Origin of the sequence: Candidatus Cryosericum odellii (assembly GCF_003570935.1) — a bacterium.
Taxonomy (GTDB): Bacteria; Caldisericota; Caldisericia; order Cryosericales; family Cryosericaceae; genus Cryosericum; species Cryosericum odellii.
The window spans coordinates 1-2,134 of sequence record NZ_QXIU01000164.1 but is presented as its reverse complement, the minus strand read 5'-3'; the positions used below and the strand labels follow the sequence as shown (position 1 = coordinate 2,134).

The window sequence follows — 2,134 nt, the reverse complement described above, 5'->3', positions numbered from 1 at the left end:
CCATCTTGTGTCAAGGAGACCGTATAGATTCTGTTGCCATAGCGAACAAGTGCCTGGATGTTGGGATAGAATGGTAGCGCCAGTGCCTACTTCAGTGCAACCGGCGAACAACCGCCGCTACCTTCTCAGTTTAGTGTAGCAGTATTGGCAAATGTAGTTATGGGAAGGGACCAAGAGAACGAGCGAGCGATGGTGGGACTCGTTTGACCTATGGCAAAGCAGGTCTAAAATTGGCCTTGCGTTGATGCGGTGGCGCAGAATCTGTCTGTCGAGCTTATATCGGTTTTCGGGGGGAATACATGGAGATCATCAAGGGACTGCACACTATAGACGACACGGGCTTCGTCAATATCTATCTCCTCGTTGAGGAGAATGGGCTGACGATTGTTGACACAGGAATGCCTGGAAATGCCAAAAAGATTGCGGAGTACGCCCGTAGTGTTGGTTACAAGAGCACCGACATCAAAACAATCGTCCTTACCCATGCCGACTTGGATCACAGCGGAAGCGCCAAGCAGTTGAAGGAGCTTACTGGTGCAGAAATTGCGATCGGAGTCCTTGATGCTCCGCGGGTTGAGGGAAAAATGGAACTAAAGGCTGCAAAGGGGCTTTCTGCCATGCTGTTGGGGGCTGTGTCGAAGTTTGGGAGGTTCGAAACGTTCAAACCTGACATTCTTCTCAAGGAGGGCGACCGAGTGGAAAGTCTTAGCGTTCTTGACACGCCAGGTCACACCGATGGGAGTATATGTCTCTACCGGGAACGTGCCTTCATGTTCGTCGGGGACGCCTTGAGGGGAGATGACAATGGCGGCGTACAACCTCCCTCGGACAACATGACCTACGACATCGAGAAGGCATGGGAGTCTATCAAGAAGCTCTCCCACTTCGAGTGCGATATCATGCTGCCTGGACATGGAAAGCCTGTCATGCCAGATGCATCGAAGAAGGTAAGGGAGCTCCTGCAGAAACACTATTCCTAGATCAAATTGAAAAAGGAAAAGCCAAAAGGCGAAGAAAGGACAAGACTCAGGTGCCAAGTCTCACGGTGGAAGACGCACCCCAATTCTTGGTGCAAACCTTGTTTCCTGTACGGTGCATGTCCAAGCGAACTCTCCCGACGTCTCGAACCCAGCGCCCGGTCGGCACCACTTCCGCATATGAGATTCTCAGGTATTGCCCAAGACACCATAGAGCATTGTGGTCATTCACGTCATTGCTTACTTCATTAGTTGTTTCGAGGTGGGTAAGGAAGTCTGTAATGAAGTCCTCAAGTGTTTGTCCCGTTTCTCCTTCATAGGCCTCCGTCTGCAATATCTGCAGATACTCACGAGGAGACCAGCCTGTCTCCAGTTGTCTTCTGCCTCCCAACGTCCTTCCCTGGCCCTGCTCGGGCATAATAGTCAGATTTTCGACTAATCCCACAGACCAGCCTGGAACAGCACAAATCCGCCTGCTATTGACTACCTCCAATTTGGTCTGTCCCCGATGGTTGCTTGAGTATTCCTGAGGGAAGTATACGAGATCATCTCCATCTAGTGCTTGTTCTAACGTATCCCACAGCCAGACTTGTTTCTCGGCATTGACACGAACAGGCACCAAAGGATCAGAAGGAGAACGTCTGGTCTGATAAATCAGTCCTTCTGCCGCGTGTCTGACAATGGCTGATCTCATCAGGCCAATAAGTCGTGAAGCGGGCATTGCGATCGGCGTCAACTGAAGCTGAGTAAAGCCTTGTTGCATCTTCCTGTCAACCAATTCCTTGTTGCGTGCAAATACCTCTTGCAGCTGTTCGTGAGTTGGTACAGGATACTCCTTGCCGTTGATTCCGATCACCCCTGGACTTCCTGATCGTGGGAGAAGGATCAGAATTCCTGTTCGGTTCAATGCCGCAGTGGCGCGAGCATACTCCTTCTCAAAAGGGAATGAGTCTTCGGGGGGGCGAGTACCCCCTGGTTGTGCTATTCCATTGGTTGCCTGTCTAGCCATACAACCCATAGCTCCTGGATTCTACCGGACCAGATCATCAACTTGAACTTCCAATGCTCCAGCATTCTTTCGCATTGTCTCAAGTGTCGGATTGGCAATTTCGCCGCTTCCCCTGTAGGAGCGTGGCCTATTCTTCCAGTTTCCTGAG

2 protein-coding genes are annotated in these 2,134 nt (G+C 51.0%); one reads left to right on the top strand and one right to left on the bottom strand.

The window, feature by feature from the left end; translation table 11 throughout:
- Window positions 1-299 precede the first annotated feature (299 nt).
- Window positions 300-980 (top strand): MBL fold metallo-hydrolase, encoded by a 681-nt coding sequence (locus SMC5_RS06800; protein WP_119120109.1) that lies wholly within the window; start codon window positions 300-302, stop codon window positions 978-980.
- Window positions 981-1,026: 46 nt separating this feature from the next.
- On the opposite strand, the gene SMC5_RS06795 is transcribed toward SMC5_RS06800, so the two are convergent.
- A complete protein-coding gene (locus SMC5_RS06795) occupies window positions 1,027-1,833 on the bottom strand; it encodes a hypothetical protein (RefSeq protein ID WP_119120108.1) in 807 nt (268 codons plus the stop codon).
- Window positions 1,834-2,134 lie beyond the last annotated feature (301 nt).

Coding starts and splice junctions, on each gene's coding strand:
- SMC5_RS06800 (WP_119120109.1), top strand. CDS start 300: ATGGAGATCATCAAGGGACTGCACACTATAGACGACACGGGCTTCGTC.